The sequence below is a fragment of the Enterobacter sp. RHBSTW-00994 genome, from assembly GCF_013782625.1.
Classification (GTDB): domain Bacteria; phylum Pseudomonadota; class Gammaproteobacteria; order Enterobacterales; family Enterobacteriaceae; genus Enterobacter.
Genome location: NZ_CP056199.1, coordinates 1965101 through 1980797, shown reverse-complemented (window position 1 = coordinate 1980797; position 15697 = coordinate 1965101). Strand labels below are relative to the sequence as shown.

Sequence of the window (15697 nt, the reverse complement as noted above, 5' to 3'; positions counted from 1 at the left end):
ATAATCGTTTGCGTTGTGTCTCAAAGGTTGTATCACATTTTTTTCTTATACGCCCAGCAGAATTACAGGCAGAATTCGCCTGTCAAAAATCGCTGAAATCACTAATGATTAGAGAGATGCGGTTTCATATTCCCGCCAGCGCAGCTGGTGCTCATCAAAGGTAAATTTCATTTATGGTCAATCTTCGTCAGCCCAGGGATGTTGCGCAAATTTTGCTGTCGGTGCTGTTCTTGGCAATCATGATTATTGCGTGCCTGTGGATTGTTCAACCTTTCGTGCTCGGCTTCGCCTGGGCTGCTACCGTCGTCGTCGCTACCTGGCCTTTGTTATTACGTCTACAGAAGCTGTTATGGGGCCGTCGCGCGCTTGCTGTACTGGTGATGACATTACTGCTTTTTCTGCTCTTTATTATTCCCATTGCGCTATTGGTCAACAGCCTGGTCGATACCAGTGGCCCCGTGATCCGCGCAATAAGCAGCGGAGATATGACCCTCCCGGATCTCGCCTGGCTTAACAGCATTCCGGTGATTGGAGCGAAACTCTACAGCGGCTGGCACGGCCTGCTGGAGATGGGCGGTAGCGCGATTATGGCGAAAGTGCGCCCGTACATTGGCACAACAACGACCTGGTTTGTCGGTCAGGCCGCGCATATCGGCCGCTTTATGATGCACTGTGCGCTGATGCTGGTCTTTAGCGCCCTTCTGTACTGGCGTGGTGAACAAGTGGCGCTCGGTGTGCGTCACTTTGCAACCCGACTGGCAGGCAAACGCGGGGATGCCGCAATACTCCTCGCGGCTCAGGCCGTCCGTGCGGTCGCTCTCGGGGTCGTGGTGACGGCGCTCGTTCAGGCCGTGTTGGGGGGAATTGGTCTTGCCATTTCAGGGGTTCCTTACGCCACTATCTTTACCGTCATCATGATCCTGACCTGCCTTGCGCAACTGGGGCCTTTGCTGGTACTCGTTCCTTGCATCATCTGGCTCTACTGGAGTGGTGACACCACCTGGGGAACCGTATTGCTGGTGTGGAGTTGCGTGGTCGGGACGATGGATAACGTGATCCGCCCGATACTGATCCGCATGGGGGCAGACCTGCCGTTGATACTGATCCTGTCTGGCGTCATCGGCGGGTTAATTGCGTTTGGGATGATCGGCCTCTTTATCGGCCCGGTCCTGCTCGCCGTGACCTGGCGTCTGTTCTCCGCCTGGGTGCATGAAGTGCCGCCGCCGAGTGACGATCCCGACCAGATCCTGGAAGAGCTGAGCGAAATCGAAGAACGCAATACCTGATATTGTTCGGCCTGGGCGGAATCTTGACCGCCCAGGTAACATTAAGAAACATTAACCATTCTTACCTCCCTTTTGCCTCGTCATGCCACGGAAACGTCTTAATCCACTGATTCCTGCCAAAGAATCTTTACGTCTCTTTAACTATTGAGACGAATCTGATCGACGCAAAAATTCGCCATGCCTACTATTAGGTCACGGTTATAAATCAACACCTTGATTTATAAGCATGGAAATCCCCTGAGTGAAACAACGAATTGCTGTGTGTAGTCTTTGCCCATCTCCCACGATGGGCTTTTTTTTATCCGCGCCCCACCAGGTATTGGGTTTCGACCCATCCCGCCAAAAAAACTATACTTAACCCTTTATTAACAGTACCGGGTGCAACATGCCGCCATTTGAACGTCCTAAACTCGAACTCCCTAACGCAGCAGAAAAGCTTCTGCTCCACTCATGCTGTGCCCCGTGTTCCGGGGAAGTCATGGAAGCTATTCAGGCATCCGGCATCGATTACACTATTTTCTTTTACAACCCCAACATTCATCCGCAAAAGGAATATCTCATCCGTAAAGAGGAGAATATTCGTTTTGCCGAAAAACACGGTGTGCCATTTGTCGATGCCGATTACGATACCGACAACTGGTTCGAACGGGCAAAAGGTATGGAATGGGAACCTGAGCGCGGCGTACGTTGCACCATGTGTTTTGATATGCGCTTTGAACGCACGGCACTGTACGCCTGGGAAAATGGCTTCAGTACAATTTCCAGTTCCCTTGGTATTTCCCGGTGGAAGAATATGCAGCAAATCAACGACTGCGGTCAGCGGGCTGTCGCCCCTTATGAAGGGATGATCTACTGGGATTACAACTGGCGTAAGCAAGGCGGCTCATCACGGATGATAGAAATCAGCAAGCGCGAGCGTTTCTACCAGCAGGAGTATTGCGGCTGCGTCTATTCGCTGCGTGATTCAAATATGCACCGAAAAACACAGGGTCGACCACTGATTAAAATTGGAAAACTGTTTTACGGGGATGATGAGAGTTAAGTGTTTACCCAGCGAGTGTTGCCCGCTGGGTATTTTAGATTACTTATTCAGTTCAGCCAGGCTAAGCCAGGTTTGCACCACGGTGTCGGGGTTCAGGGACAGGCTATCGATCCCCTCTTCCATCAACCAGGCCGCAAAGTCTTCGTGATCGGACGGACCCTGACCACAAATTCCGACATATTTGCCCTGTTTCTTCGCCGCGCGGATGGACATCGACAGCAGCGCTTTCACCGCCTCGTTACGTTCATCGAACAGCGCAGAAACCACGCCAGAGTCGCGATCCAGCCCCAACGTCAGCTGTGTCATATCGTTTGAGCCGATAGAGAAGCCATCGAAATATTCGAGGAACTGTTCTGCCAGCAAGGCGTTAGACGGGATCTCGCACATCATAATGAGTTTCAGCCCGTTCTCGCCACGCTTCAGCCCCTGACGCGCGAGTTCTTCAACGACCGCTTTCGCCTGATCAACCGTTCGTACAAACGGGATCATGATTTCGACGTTTGTCAGCCCCATGTCGTTGCGAACACGTTTAACCGCATCACACTCCAGCGCAAAGCAATCGCGGAAGCTGTCGGACACATAACGTCCAGCACCACGGAAGCCCAGCATCGGGTTCTCTTCTTCAGGTTCATAACGTTCGCCACCAACCAGATTGGCATATTCGTTAGATTTGAAGTCTGACAGGCGGACAATCACACGTTTCGGCCAGAATGCCGCGCCCAGCGTCGCAATCCCTTCCGTCAGACGACCCACATAAAACTCTTTTGGCGAGTCGTAGCCTTTCATCATTTCGCGGATTTCGCGCTGCAGTGGCGCATCCTGGTCGTCGAACTCCAGCAACGCACGCGGGTGAACGCCGATCATACGGTTGATGATAAATTCCAGACGCGCCAGACCCACACCTTCGTTAGGCAGGCAGGCGAAGTCAAACGCACGATCAGGGTTGCCCACGTTCATCATGATCTTCAGCGGGAGATCAGGCATGGTATCAACGCTGGAGCTTTTCACGCTGAAATCCAGCAGATCCGCGTAGACATAACCCGTATCGCCTTCGGCACAAGAGACCGTGACGTTCTCATCGTCCTTCATGCGTTCAGTCGCATCACCACATCCCACGACCGCCGGAATACCCAGTTCACGAGCAATAATGGCTGCGTGACAGGTACGGCCACCACGGTTAGTGACGATAGCCGCCGCCTTTTTCATGATCGGTTCCCAGTCAGGGTCGGTCATGTCGGTCACCAGCACATCGCCTGGCTGAATGCGGTTCATTTCGCTAATGTTCTGAATGACTTTTACCGGGCCCGCACCAATGCGGTGGCCGATAGCACGCCCTTCAGCGACCACTTTACCCTGCGCGTGCAGCGTATAGCGCTCCATCACCTGACCGCGCGAGCGCACGGTTTCAGGACGAGCCTGGACAATAAACAATTTGCCGGTGTTGCCATCCTTCGCCCATTCGATATCCATTGGACGACCATAGTGTTTCTCGATCTGAACAGCCTGTTTTGCCAGCTCCTGAACGTCGTCATCGGTCAGTGAGAAGCGGTCGCGCTGCTCCTGCGGCACATCTTCAATTTTGACCTGCTTGCCGTGTTCCTGCGTCGGCGCGTAAATCATACGGATTTTTTTCGAACCCATAGTGCGACGAACGATGGCTGGACGGTTGGCTGCCAGCGTCGGTTTGTGCACGTAGAATTCATCCGGGTTCACCGCCCCCTGAACAACCATTTCACCCAGGCCCCAGGCTGAGGTAATGAATACCACCTGATCGAAACCAGATTCGGTATCGATGGAGAACATCACGCCGGATGAACCCACATCAGAACGCACCATACGCTGTACGCCTGCGGATAGTGCCACGCCGCGGTGGTCATAGCCCTGATGTACACGGTAAGAGATAGCGCGGTCGTTAAACAGCGACGCAAAGACGTGCTTCACGGCCACCAGAACGGCATCGTAGCCCTGGACATTAAGGAACGTTTCCTGTTGTCCGGCAAACGAGGCATCCGGCATATCTTCTGCTGTAGCCGACGAGCGCACCGCAAATGATGCCTGAGCATCGTCAGCAGACAGTTGGTCGTAAGCATCGTGAATGGCTTTTTCCAGCTCCGGCTGGAAAGGTGTGTCGATGACCCACTGGCGGATCTGCGCCCCGGCTTTGGCAAGCGCGGAGACATCATCAATATCCGTGTTATCCAGCAGTTCGTAAATACGCTGGTTTACACCGCTCTGGTCAAGAAACAGGTCAAACGCTTCGGCGGTAGTCGCAAATCCATTCGGGACGGAGACACCCATACCGGACAGATTAGTAATCATTTCACCCAGGGAGGCATTTTTGCCTCCAACTCTGTCTACATCATTCATGCCGAGTTGGTTATACCAAAGCACCAGCGGTGACGAGCCATTGTTGGACATCGAAACAATCCTTTTGTGATATTAGAACGGGTTTAAGAAACACCTTAATGCGTATTTATCCTGGCATATTTGTTCTCGGGAAAAAAACGGTGAATCGTGTAAGCAACTTTATTTTTTCATTTTTCGGACACTTCCCCACCAGCAGCTAACTCAATGATTATAATGGATTCCCACAAAAACCATCGGTTTATACCCTCTTTTTAAAAAATGAAATCCACTTTTCACTTAAATTAAAAATACCGTTTCATTTATAATTAAGACAATTTACTCTCTGTTGTATTTTACTTTTTTAATTTATGCTTTCAGTCAATTAGGTATGATATTCAGGGTGAGAAAAATGGATAATGCTGTCGATCGCCATGTTTTTTATATTTCTGATGGTACGGCGATTACCGCCGAAGTGCTGGGGCACGCCGTGATGTCACAGTTCCCGGTGTCCATCAACAGCATCACACTGCCGTTTGTGGAAAATGAAAGCCGCGCCAGAGCCGTGAAAGAGCAAATAGATGCCATTTACCAGCAATCAGGCGTACGCCCGCTGGTGTTCTACTCGATTGTCATCCCGGAAATTCGCAGCATCATTTTGCAAAGTGAAGGTTTCTGTCAGGATATCGTGCAGGCACTGGTTGCTCCACTCCAGAGCGAGTTAAAGCTCGACCCGACTCCGGTTGCTCACCGTACTCACGGCCTGAACCCTGGTAACCTTATGAAGTATGATGCGCGCATCGCGGCGATTGATTACACCCTTGCTCACGATGATGGCATTTCGATGCGCAACCTCGATCAGGCGCAGGTTATTTTACTGGGAGTGTCACGCTGCGGGAAAACCCCCACCAGCCTCTATCTGGCCCTACAGTTTGGGATCCGCGCAGCAAACTACCCGTTTATTGCCGACGACATGGATAACCTGGTTTTGCCTGCCGCCCTCAAACCGCTGCAACACAAATTATTCGGGCTGACGATCAACCCCGAACGTCTGGCCGCAATTCGCGAAGAACGCCGCGAGAACAGTCGTTACGCCTCTATGCGCCAGTGCCGGATGGAAGTCACTGAAGTTGAAGCGCTGTACCGTAAAAACCAGATCCCGTGGCTCAACAGTACCAACTATTCGGTCGAAGAGATCGCGACCAAAATCCTCGACATTATGGGACTGAATCGTCGAATGTACTAATAAGCTAGTACGTTAACTCTGATTCAGGTATTATCTTGCACATCGTCGGGGGCTCATTTGCCCCGAACTTGAAATCAGCAGAGATTGGTTTAAGGTGATGCCCATCACTTCCCGGTAGTCTGCCGATGAAGCAAAAAATTTCTGAGATATCCCATGAATAAAACCGATGAACTTCGCACTGCGCGCATTGACAGCCTGGTGACACCGGCTGAACTGGCGCAGCGACACCCTGTTTCCGCCCATGTTGCGGAACATGTCACGGCTTCACGCCGCCGCATTGAAAAAATTCTTAATGGTGAAGATCGCCGTCTGTTGGTAATTATCGGTCCTTGTTCCATCCACGATCTGGATGCCGCCATGGATTACGCAAAACGCCTTCAGCTCCTGCGTGAAAAACACCAGCATCGCCTTGAAATTGTCATGCGTACCTACTTTGAAAAACCGCGTACGGTTGTCGGCTGGAAAGGGCTGATTTCCGACCCGGATTTGAACGGCAGTTATCGCGTCAATCACGGTATTGAGCTGGCACGCAAACTGCTGCTCGAGGTGAACGAGTTGGGCGTACCCACGGCCACCGAGTTTCTTGATATGGTGACCGGACAGTTTATCGCCGATCTGATCAGTTGGGGGGCCATTGGCGCACGCACTACCGAAAGCCAGATCCACCGTGAGATGGCATCGGCGCTCTCCTGCCCTGTCGGGTTTAAAAACGGAACCGACGGCAATACCCGCATCGCGGTCGATGCGATTCGTGCCTCTCGCGCCAGCCATATGTTCCTCTCGCCAGACAAAAATGGCCAGATGACTATCTACCAGACCAGCGGCAACCCGTATGGCCATATCATCATGCGTGGCGGGAAAAAGCCGAACTACCATGCCGAGGATATCGCCGCAGCGTGTGAAACGCTGAGTGAATTCGATCTGCCGGAACATCTGGTGGTGGACTTCAGCCATGGCAATTGCCAGAAACAGCATCGTCGACAACTGGATGTCTGTGACGATATTTGTCAGCAGATCCGCAGCGGTTCGACTGCCGTGGCCGGTATCATGGCCGAAAGTTTCCTGAAAGAAGGCACACAGAAAATCGTCGCAGGGCAGCCCCTCGTGTACGGCCAGTCGATCACGGACCCATGCCTGAACTGGGAAGACAGTGAATTGCTGCTTGAGAAGCTAGCCACCGCGGTGGACACACGTTTTTAAGACATATTCCGGCTGGTAAGGTAAATGCAAAACGGCAACATTTGTTGTCGTTTTTTTCTTCCTCCCTTGCCCGTGGAAGGGGTTGAAGCGAAGGCATCACACCATACAAATCACATCAAAATTGATCCCGTCACAATTTTTTCACAAAAAGACTTGCTGTGAAATTTAACTTTATTGATAATGATTATCATTGTTACATTGATTGTCATTTGTAAACATTATGTCACGTATGGATAACACAGCGGCAACGCCTACAAAAAACCACACAGCACCATCCCCCGCCGCTACCGATCGTCGCATTGACAGCAAAACTCTGCTGGGCGATGAAGGTCGGGTGATTATCGAGCATGACGGCCAGCAGTACCTGTTGCGCCAGACCCATGCCGGAAAACTCATTCTTACTAAATAAACTAAACAAAAAAATACGCCAGCCACCCAGGTGATCCCCAGGCAGCCAGCGCTTTCGATTCATAATGGAGAGTTGCTATGCCATACCCGCATTCCGCGTCTTTACGTCCATCATTGCTGGCGCTGGCCATTGTCAGCACCCTGCCGGGCGTCGCGTTTGCTGCCGCAGATGATATAACCGTTACCGCGACGGGCAACGCCCGCAGTGCATTTGAAGCCCCGATGATGGTGAGCGTTATTGACGCCACCGCGCCGGAAAACCAGACCGCCAGCTCCGCCGCTGACCTGCTGCGTAAAGTACCGGGTTTGACGCTGGACGGAACCGGTCGTACCAACGGTCAGGATGTTAACCTGCGTGGTTACGATCGCCGTGGCGTCCTGGTCCTGGTGGATGGTGTTCGTCAGGGTACTGACACCGGCCATCTCAACAGTACCTTCCTGGATCCGGCGTTGATCAAACGTATTGAAGTCGTGCGTGGCCCTTCGGCACTGCTTTACGGTAGCGGCGCATTAGGCGGCGTGATCTCTTATGACACAGCAGATGCGAAAGACCTGCTGGAGTCGGGTAAAAACAGTGGTTATCGCGTATTTGGCACAGGCGCGACCGGCGATCACAGCATCGGCATGGGCGCTAGCGCGTATGGACGCACTGACTCGCTGGATGGTCTGGTCGCCTGGTCAAGCCGCGATCGTGGTGATATTCGCCAGAGTAATGGCACAACCGCCCCAAACGATGAATCTATCAACAATATGCTGGCCAAAGGCAGTTGGAAGATCGACCCGGCTCAGACCCTGAGTGGCTCGCTGCGTTACTACAATAACGATGCCCAGGAGCCAAAAAACCCACAGACGTCTGAAGCGGACGACACCAGCAACCCGATGACCGATCGCTCCACCATTCAGCGTGATGCACAGCTGGGCTACGCCATTGCGCCCGAAGGTAATGACTGGCTGAACGCCAGTGCGAAGGTGTACTGGTCCGAGGCTCGCATTAACGCTCAGAATGTTGATGGTTCTGGCGAGTTCCGCAAGCAGACCACCAAAGGCGGTAAAGTTGAAAACCGCACGCGCCTGTTTACCGATTCATTCGCCTCACACCTGCTGACCTATGGCGGAGAATATTACCGTCAGGAGCAGAATCAGGGCGGGATGACTACTGGCTTCCCGGACGCCAAAATCGATTTCAGTTCTGGCTGGTTACAGGATGAAATCACATTGCGCGATCTGCCCATTACTCTCCTTGGCGGCACGCGCTATGACAATTATCGCGGCAGCAGTGACGGTTACGATGATGTCGATGCAGACCAGTGGTCATCCCGTGCGGGCGTAACGGTTAGCCCAACAGACTGGTTGATGCTGTTCGGCTCTTACGCTCAGGCGTTCCGCGCCCCAACCATGGGTGAGATGTATAACGACGCAAAACACTTCTCTATTGGCCGTTTCTATACCAACTACTGGGTTCCAAACCCGAATCTGCGTCCGGAAACTAACGAAACGCAAGAGTACGGCTTCGGTCTGCGCTTTGACGATCTGATGCTTGCCAACGATGCGCTGGAGTTCAAAGCCAGCTACTTCGACACGAAAGCTAAAGATTACATCTCGACCACCGTCGACTTTGCAGCGGCAACCACCATGTCCTATAACGTTCCTAACGCCAAAATCTGGGGCTGGGATGTGATGGCTAAATACTCCGCTGACCTGTTCAGCCTGGATATGGCTTACAACCGCACGCGTGGCAAAGACACCGATACCGGTGAGTACATCTCCAGCATTAACCCGGATACCGTCACCAGCAAGCTGGATATCCCTGTTGCACAGAGCGGATTCTCCGTAGGCTGGATCGGTACGTTCGTTGATCGCTCAACGCACATCAGCAGCAGCTACAGTAAGCAACCAGGCTACGCGGTAAATGACTTCTACGTCAGTTACCAGGGGCAAGAGCAGCTCAAAGGCGTGACCACCACGCTGGTACTGGGTAACGCCTTCGACAAAGAGTACTGGTCGCCGCAGGGCATTCCGCAGGATGGCCGTAACGGTAAGATTTTTGTGAGTTATCAGTGGTAACCCCTCGCCCCGGTTCGCCGGGGCATTTATCTGGAAGGAAGAGACAATGAATCACTACACACGCTGGCTTGAGCTAAAAGAAGAAAACCCAGGTAAGTACGCGCGTGACATCGCAGGTTTGATGAACATCAGTGAAGCTGAGCTGACATTCTCCCGCGTCGGACACGATGCGTGGCGTCTGCACGGGGAAATTCGTGACATCCTGAGTGCGCTCGAAGCCGTTGGTGAAACCAAATGCATCTGCCGCAACGAGTATGCCGTACACGAGCAGGTCGGCAGCTTTACCAATCAGCATCTCAATGGCCACGCAGGTCTGGTGCTGAACCCACGCGCCCTTGATTTACGCCTGTTCCTTAACCAATGGGCGAGCGTCTTTCACATCAGCGAAGCCACTGCACGCGGTGAGCGTCAGAGCATTCAGTTCTTCGATCATCAGGGTGATGCACTCCTGAAGGTATACACCACGGACAACACTGACATGTCTGCATGGGGTGATGTGCTGACCCGCTTTATCTTTGCTGATAACCCGCCACTGGCGCTGAAACCTGCAGAAGCGGTGGTCAATACCTCTCACGCCGATGCCGGGACCGTCGATCAAGAATGGCGCGCCATGACGGATGTACACCAGTTCTTTACCCTGTTGAAACGTCACAACCTGAGCCGCCAACAGGCTTTCCGTCTGGTCGGTGATGACCTCGCCTGTAAAGTGGATAACCGCGCGCTGGCACAGCTTTTAGACTCCGCACGCCAGGATGGCAACGAGATTATGGTTTTTGTCGGTAACCGTGGATGTGTGCAGATCTTTACTGGCGTCGTGGAAAAACTGGTTCCGATGAAAGGCTGGCTGAATATCTTTAACCCCGCCTTTACCTTACATCTGCTGGAAGAGACCATTGCAGAAACCTGGGTAACGCGTAAACCCACCGCCGACGGTCACGTCACCAGCCTTGAGCTGTTTGCCGCTGACGGTACGCAAATCGCCCAGCTTTATGGTCAACGTACCGAAGGCGAACCAGAGCAAAGCCAGTGGCGTAGCCAGATTGACGCCCTGACACCAAAAGGACTGGCGGCATGAAAAAACTGTTCGCCCTGCTGAGCATCTTCCCTCTGGTGGCCTTTGCCTCGACGTCTGAGAAAATTGTCACGCTCGGGGGAGATGTTACTGAGATTGTGTACGCGCTCGGCGCGCAGTCCTCGCTGGTTGCCCGCGACAGCACCAGCCAGTGGCCGCAACCTGCAACCATACTTCCGGATGTGGGCTATCTGCGCCAGCTTAATGCGGAGGGCATTTTGTCCGTTCGTCCGACGCTGGTCCTGGCAAGCGCACAGGCGCAGCCGTCTCTTGCATTGCAGCAGGTCGAACAGAGCAACGTGAAGGTCGTTACCGTTCCGGGTAGCAACGATCTCAGCGTTATTGATGAAAAAATACGGGTGATTGCCCAGGCGACACATCGTGAAGCGCAGGGTGAAACCCTGCGCAATACGCTACGCCAGGAGTTGGCGGCACTTCCCGCATCACCGCTGAATAAACGCGTACTGTTTATCCTCAATCATGGCGGGATGACCGCCATGGCCGCCGGGCAGCAAACCGGCGCGGATGCAGCCATTCGCGCCGCAGGTTTGCAGAATGCGATGCAAGGATTCACCCGCTACCAACCGCTCTCGCAGGAAGGGGTTATTGCCAGCCAGCCCGATCTGGTGGTGATTTCCAGGGACGGTGTAAAGGCATTAGGCGGGGAGGAGAATCTGTGGAAACTGCCGGGTCTGGCGCAAACACCCGCAGGACGTAATAAGCAGGTTCTTGCCATTGATGATATGGCGCTGCTGGGCTTTAGTGTGCGGACTCCTCATGCCATTCAGGCATTGCGAACCAAAGCGGAGCAGTTACCCTGATGACCCGGCGTATCACGCTTTCACTCTGGGGGCTAACCGCAACATTACTGTTAATGACCCTGCTGGCGACCGGGTTTGGCGCGTTGCGTCTGCCCGTCAGCCTGCTGTGGAATAACAGCGATGAGGCACTCCGTCAGATCTGGTTCATCATCCGTCTGCCAAGAGTATTGTTGGCGCTGGTAATTGGTGGTTCGCTGGCACTGGCTGGCTGCGTGATGCAAGGGTTGTTTCGCAACCCGCTTGCCGATCCTGGCCTGCTTGGGATCAGTAGCGGCGCGGCACTTGCCGTGGCGTTATGGGTTGTCATTCCGTTCACCTTACCCGCTCTGATGATGCTGTACGCACCAATGTTAGCTGCCTTTTTCGGCGCGCTTGCCGCAACAGTGGTGATCTTCTTTCTCAGCCAACAGCAGGACAGTTCATTATCACGCCTGCTGCTGGTTGGTATTGCCATTAACGCCCTGTGCGGCGCAGCTGTAGGGGTTCTCTCCTGGGTCAGTAACGACGCCCAGTTACGTCAATTGTCCCTGTGGGGCATGGGCAGTCTTGGTCAGGCGCAGTGGTCTACACTCCTGGCTGTCACCTCGTTGATGGTCCCTACGGTGTGGATTATCTGGCGTCTCGCGGCCACACTCAATTTGCTGCAGTTGGGTGAGGAAGAGGCTCATTACCTCGGGGTGGATGTTCGCGTTGTACAGCGTATTTTGCTGCTGTGTAGCGCGTTGCTGGTTGCTGCCGCCGTCGCCGTTAGCGGAGTGATTGGATTTGTCGGCCTTGTTGTGCCGCATCTGATGCGCATGTGGCTTGGTGCTGACCATCGGGCGGTGATCCCTGGCTCTGTGCTGGCGGGGGCATTTCTGTTACTGGTAGCCGACACAGTTGCGCGAACCCTGGTCGCACCCGCCGAAATGCCCGTGGGGTTACTGACCAGCCTTCTCGGCGCACCGTGGTTCCTGTGGCTTATTTTCCGTCGCGGAGGCCAGCATGGCTGAACACTTTAGCGCTCAACACCTCTCCTGCCGGGTGGCGCAACGCACCATTATCAAGGACGTCTCGCTTTCGCTGTCACAAGGTGAACTCGTCGCCCTGATTGGCCCCAATGGTGCAGGGAAGTCGACATTATTGCGCCTGCTGACAGGCTATCTCCCTCCGTCAGGAGGGCAGTGTATCCTGGGGGGAAAACCCCTTACCGAATGGCGTACCGAAGCGCTGTCTCGCTGCCGGGCTGTGATGCGCCAGCAAACGCAACTGGGCTTTGACTGGCCAGTGGAAGCCGTCGTCGGGATGGGTCGCGCGCCCTGGACTCGCCAGCCGGAAGCATCAGTGATCCACGACGTGATGCAGATAACCGGCTGTTTGCCGTTGTCCGGAAGATCTTACGCGGCACTGTCGGGGGGAGAACAACAACGCGTTCAGCTTGCCCGCGCACTGGCGCAACTCTGGCACGATGGCAGCCCGCGCGGATGGCTATTTCTGGATGAACCCACCTCGGCACTGGATCTCTACCACCAGCAACAGTTGTTGCGCCTGCTGAAAACGCTGACCGGCCAAGGGCATCTGCATGTGTGCGTGGTGCTACACGATCTTAACCTGGCGGCACTGTGGGCGGACCGTATCATACTCCTGCACAACGGTCGTATTGTGTCCCACGGCACACCCGACCAGGTATTACAGGCCGACGCCCTGGCGCACTGGTATGGCGCGCAGGTTCATGTCGGCAGGCATCCGGCTCATGCTGCACCACACGTTTTCCTCGCCCCCTAGCTTGAACAGCTAACTTCCAGCCGCTTGCCCCAGTCCGGTGGGCGGCTGACATAGTCATCATCACGCTCCGCAAAGGGCGTGCGCAGGGCAATGTGCAGCCGGTGCAGTTCTTCATATTCCCCCTGCTCCGCCTGCTCAATCGCACGCTGTGCCAGCCAGTTACGCAAGACCATCGCCGGATTAGCTGCATTCATCTGCCCCTGACGCATCACATCATCGATGCTTTCTCGCTGTAAGCGTTCCCGGTAGAGACGGAACCAGTCATCAAAAGCCTGGCGATCGATAAAATCATCGCGCAGGGGTGACGCACTGCTGTACTGTTCCGTCTGGCCCAGCAGGCGGAAAGTACGCGTGAAATCACTCCCTTCACGTGACATCAGTGCAAGTAACCCATTCAGGATCTCATTATCGCCCTTCTCTTGCGTCTGTAGCCCCAACTTACCGCGCATCAGGGTTCCATACTCGCGCAGCAGGATTTCCTGATAGCTATCAAGCGCGTCATTGAGAGCCTCAACATCAATAAACGGTGACAAAGATTGAGCAAGGCGTTGCAAATTCCACAGCCCCACCGCGGGCTGATTATCAAAGCTATAGCGCCCCTGATAATCAGAGTGGTTACAGATATAACCCGGCTGGTAATCATCAAGAAAACCGAATGGGCCGTAATCAAAGGTCAGCCCCAGAATGGACATGTTATCGGTGTTCATCACCCCATGAGCAAAGCCTACCGTTTGCCAGCGAGCGATCGTTGCCGCCGTCCGGGCGACGATATCACGGAACCAGAGCATGTATTTGTCCGCCTCGTCCTGCCACTGAGGCCAGTGGCGATGAATGGCGTAGTCGGCAAGCTGGCGAACCTTTTCCGGCTCCCGGCGATAATAGAAATGCTCAAAATGGCCGAAACGCAAATGGCTTTGCGCAATACGCATCAACATCGCACCGCGCTCCATCGTTTCGCGCGCAACTGGCGTATCGCTGGTGACAATCGACAGAGCTCGCGTAGTGGGAATACCCAGAGCGTGCATCGCCTCGGAGGCGAGACTCTCGCGGATTGTCGAACGAAGCACTGCGCGGCCGTCACCCATACGCGAATACGGGGTAAGACCCGCACCTTTCAGATGCCAGTCAAACGTTTGGCCATTAGCGCAGTGCTGTTCACCTAATAAAATGCCACGGCCATCACCCAACTGGCCGGCCCAGACGCCAAACTGGTGTCCACTGTAGACCTGAGCCAACGGTTGCATACCCGGAAGCAGGGTTTCGCCGCCCCAGACACCCGCACCTGAAGTTGGCTGGAACAACGAGGGCGGAATATTCAGCGCGTCGGCCAGCACATCGTTATGCCAGATGAGACGAGCATTATCTAAAGGGGTCGGTTTGAGCGCCGTGTAAAAACCGGGTAATTCATCATGCCAGTGAGCAGTAAAAGACAGGGTCATAAGTCCTCCTGCTTTTAGTGTAGAGTGTTTACCCCAGGTTAAACACGGGTGAAAAATAGGGTTATCGCTGAACGAGAGTGGTGACTTGCTCTGCCGCGACCGCAGGCCAGAGATTTCCTTGCATTGCACCAATGCTAAATGACATGACGCGTTGCAATATGCTGTGATCGTCAATTCCGGACACAATGACCGACTGACAATGTGGTGTTATTTGCCAGAGGATCGCGCGCATAAAAGGCTCGAAAGAGAGGTCAAATACGTGCTGATGAACAAACCCTTTATCCAGGATAACCCGTTTAAATAACCCGTCGTATACAGGTTTTAGCGACGCCGCCCCCGCACCAAAGTTGGCTAAAACGAGCGGGAAACGGATCGCCATTCTCGCCAGATCCAGATCGTCTTTCCCGTTATTTAAACCAGGATAATTCTCACTAATGGTGAACTCCAGAAACGGATAACGATCGAGAATTGAAACCGCATTTTCGCTCGTTAATAAAAACGCAACAATGACTGGAGTAATACTTATCCATGCAATTAGATGATGCTGAATAAAGAACAGTTTACAGGTATCAAGCAGCTGCAGTTTTTCATTGAAAAGCGCTAACTCTTCTTCTGCAGAAAGGTGTGGGATAACCAGTTCAGTGGGAATTCGCACATCCGTGTCAACGCCAACAAAGTTAACCATAATCTCTAAACCTTTAAGCTCCCCTTCGCTATTACGTGCAGGAAGAAGTAAAAATTCAGACTGGTAAGCATTATCTAGCGTGATAATCATCGCGCTCGCCCCGCATTAAAGATGATAGAGGACATCCTGGAGCAATTGCAGGCACAATTCCACTGTATTGATTTTAATAAGATTAATTTCATTCGTTCCGTATTAACTTTCAGATTTTTCCCTGAATCTAAAATAATCTTATCCTGGTTGCCGAATAATAGCCAGTTTTAGGTAAAACAGGCACATACGCGTATAATTAATTAGGCGGAAATTTAACTTTAAGCAACATATATCCGA

The 15697-nt window shown here is 53.3% G+C and carries 13 protein-coding genes and 1 other RNA gene; 11 read left to right on the top strand and 3 right to left on the bottom strand.

Annotated features, from left to right (window positions below):
• Positions 1–173: 173 nt before the first annotated feature.
• From ydiK to HV346_RS09495, 3 genes are all read left to right on the top strand, one after another.
• Positions 174–1286 (top strand): AI-2E family transporter YdiK, encoded by a 1113-nt coding sequence (ydiK, locus tag HV346_RS09505; RefSeq protein WP_181623243.1) that lies wholly within the window; start codon positions 174–176, stop codon positions 1284–1286.
• Between the two features lie 194 nt (positions 1287–1480).
• Positions 1481–1588, top strand: an RNA gene (rprA, locus tag HV346_RS09500) — antisense sRNA RprA.
• Positions 1589–1671: 83 nt separating this feature from the next.
• Entirely contained in the window at positions 1672–2328 is a 657-nt protein-coding gene (locus HV346_RS09495; protein ID WP_181623242.1) for an epoxyqueuosine reductase QueH, read from the top strand.
• A 39-nt stretch (positions 2329–2367) separates the two neighbouring features.
• On the opposite strand, the gene ppsA is transcribed toward HV346_RS09495, so the two are convergent.
• The gene (ppsA, locus tag HV346_RS09490; protein ID WP_181623241.1) at positions 2368–4746 is read right to left on the bottom strand and encodes a phosphoenolpyruvate synthase; all 2379 of its coding nucleotides are present in this window, start codon (positions 4744–4746) and stop codon (positions 2368–2370) included.
• A 337-nt stretch (positions 4747–5083) separates the two neighbouring features.
• On the opposite strand from ppsA, the gene HV346_RS09485 reads away from it, so the two are divergent.
• The 8 genes from HV346_RS09485 to HV346_RS09450 all read left to right on the top strand — a co-directional run bounded on the left by HV346_RS09485 (position 5084) and on the right by HV346_RS09450 (position 13246).
• Positions 5084–5917, top strand: a complete 834-nt coding sequence (locus tag HV346_RS09485; protein WP_181623240.1) for a pyruvate, water dikinase regulatory protein — start codon at positions 5084–5086, stop codon at positions 5915–5917.
• 153 nt (positions 5918–6070) lie between these two features.
• Complete coding sequence (aroH, locus tag HV346_RS09480) at positions 6071–7117, top strand: 3-deoxy-7-phosphoheptulonate synthase AroH (RefSeq protein ID WP_181623239.1); 1047 nt, start codon at positions 6071–6073, stop codon at positions 7115–7117.
• A gap of 220 nt (positions 7118–7337) precedes the next feature.
• Positions 7338–7526, top strand: coding sequence for a hemin uptake protein HemP (gene hemP, locus HV346_RS09475; RefSeq protein WP_181623238.1), 189 nt, complete (start codon positions 7338–7340; stop codon positions 7524–7526).
• A gap of 77 nt (positions 7527–7603) precedes the next feature.
• Positions 7604–9589, top strand: a complete 1986-nt coding sequence (locus tag HV346_RS09470) for a TonB-dependent hemoglobin/transferrin/lactoferrin family receptor (RefSeq protein WP_181623237.1) — start codon at positions 7604–7606, stop codon at positions 9587–9589.
• Positions 9590–9635: 46 nt separating this feature from the next.
• Positions 9636–10664 carry a hematinate-forming heme oxygenase ChuS gene (gene chuS, locus HV346_RS09465; protein WP_181623236.1) on the top strand — a complete coding sequence of 343 codons (1029 nt, stop codon included), beginning with the start codon at positions 9636–9638 and terminating at the stop codon, positions 10662–10664.
• A complete protein-coding gene (locus HV346_RS09460; protein ID WP_181623235.1) occupies positions 10661–11482 on the top strand; it encodes a hemin ABC transporter substrate-binding protein in 822 nt (273 codons plus the stop codon). Before chuS ends, HV346_RS09460 begins: the two co-directional genes overlap by 4 nt.
• Complete coding sequence (locus HV346_RS09455) at positions 11482–12474, top strand: iron ABC transporter permease (RefSeq protein WP_181623234.1); 993 nt, start codon at positions 11482–11484, stop codon at positions 12472–12474. The genes HV346_RS09460 and HV346_RS09455 overlap by 1 nt, the downstream gene beginning before the upstream one ends.
• Positions 12467–13246 (top strand): heme ABC transporter ATP-binding protein, encoded by a 780-nt coding sequence (locus tag HV346_RS09450; RefSeq protein ID WP_181623233.1) that lies wholly within the window; start codon positions 12467–12469, stop codon positions 13244–13246. Before HV346_RS09455 ends, HV346_RS09450 begins: the two co-directional genes overlap by 8 nt.
• Here HV346_RS09450 and selO read toward each other — a convergent pair.
• Both selO and HV346_RS09440 read right to left on the bottom strand, forming a co-directional pair.
• Positions 13243–14685 (bottom strand): protein adenylyltransferase SelO, encoded by a 1443-nt coding sequence (selO, locus tag HV346_RS09445; RefSeq protein ID WP_181623232.1) that lies wholly within the window; start codon positions 14683–14685, stop codon positions 13243–13245. The genes HV346_RS09450 and selO overlap by 4 nt on opposite strands.
• Before the next feature lie 61 nt (positions 14686–14746).
• Positions 14747–15460: an EAL domain-containing protein gene (locus tag HV346_RS09440; RefSeq protein ID WP_181623231.1), complete on the bottom strand. Its 714-nt coding sequence runs from the start codon at positions 15458–15460 to the stop codon at positions 14747–14749.
• Between the last annotated feature and the right edge of the window lie 237 nt (positions 15461–15697).

Coding starts and splice junctions, on each gene's coding strand:
- ppsA (WP_181623241.1), bottom strand. CDS start 4,746: ATGTCCAACAATGGCTCGTCACCGCTGGTGCTTTGGTATAACCAACTC.
- HV346_RS09495 (WP_181623242.1), top strand. CDS start 1,672: ATGCCGCCATTTGAACGTCCTAAACTCGAACTCCCTAACGCAGCAGAA.
- HV346_RS09460 (WP_181623235.1), top strand. CDS start 10,661: ATGAAAAAACTGTTCGCCCTGCTGAGCATCTTCCCTCTGGTGGCCTTT.
- hemP (WP_181623238.1), top strand. CDS start 7,338: ATGTCACGTATGGATAACACAGCGGCAACGCCTACAAAAAACCACACA.
- HV346_RS09485 (WP_181623240.1), top strand. CDS start 5,084: ATGGATAATGCTGTCGATCGCCATGTTTTTTATATTTCTGATGGTACG.
- HV346_RS09455 (WP_181623234.1), top strand. CDS start 11,482: ATGACCCGGCGTATCACGCTTTCACTCTGGGGGCTAACCGCAACATTA.
- HV346_RS09440 (WP_181623231.1), bottom strand. CDS start 15,460: ATGATTATCACGCTAGATAATGCTTACCAGTCTGAATTTTTACTTCTT.
- ydiK (WP_181623243.1), top strand. CDS start 174: ATGGTCAATCTTCGTCAGCCCAGGGATGTTGCGCAAATTTTGCTGTCG.
- chuS (WP_181623236.1), top strand. CDS start 9,636: ATGAATCACTACACACGCTGGCTTGAGCTAAAAGAAGAAAACCCAGGT.
- HV346_RS09450 (WP_181623233.1), top strand. CDS start 12,467: ATGGCTGAACACTTTAGCGCTCAACACCTCTCCTGCCGGGTGGCGCAA.
- aroH (WP_181623239.1), top strand. CDS start 6,071: ATGAATAAAACCGATGAACTTCGCACTGCGCGCATTGACAGCCTGGTG.
- selO (WP_181623232.1), bottom strand. CDS start 14,685: ATGACCCTGTCTTTTACTGCTCACTGGCATGATGAATTACCCGGTTTT.
- HV346_RS09470 (WP_181623237.1), top strand. CDS start 7,604: ATGCCATACCCGCATTCCGCGTCTTTACGTCCATCATTGCTGGCGCTG.